Raw genomic sequence first — 429 nt, 5'->3', positions numbered from 1 at the left:
AATATCGAGCACTCACGCAGACTCGAGCACTGATACAATCCCTAGCCTTGGCAATAGCTCGTCAAACCTCGTTTCAATCCAGCAAGAAAAAGCCCTAGGCAACGCTTGGTTGCGCACATTTAGACGCCACACCCAAGCCTATGATAATCCTTTAGTCACCGAATACCTCACCAACCTTGTATATAAACTCGCGCCAAACTCTGCCGTAATCGATCGCGACTTCACCATTACAATTGTCGACAATCCAAGCCTAAATGCCTTTGCAGTACCTGGTAGCATTATTGGCGTAAACGCAGGGTTATTCTTTAACGCCAATACCGAACAAGAATTTGCATCCGTTATTGCTCACGAACTCGCCCACCTCAGCCAACGACACTACGCCCGCATGCTCGAACGACAAAAGCTCGCGGCGCCACTGACACTCGCCGG

1 protein-coding gene is annotated in these 429 nt (G+C 49.7%); it reads left to right on the top strand.

Annotated features, from left to right (window positions below; translation table 11 throughout):
* Positions 1-429, top strand: a 429-nt coding sequence (locus tag A3766_RS09660) for a M48 family metalloprotease (protein ID WP_197479493.1), incomplete at both ends; no start/stop codon positions are given.

The organism is Oleiphilus sp. HI0132 (assembly GCF_001635845.1).
The sequence above is the reverse complement of the archived record's forward strand: the minus strand, read 5'-3'. Positions and strand labels throughout refer to the sequence as shown.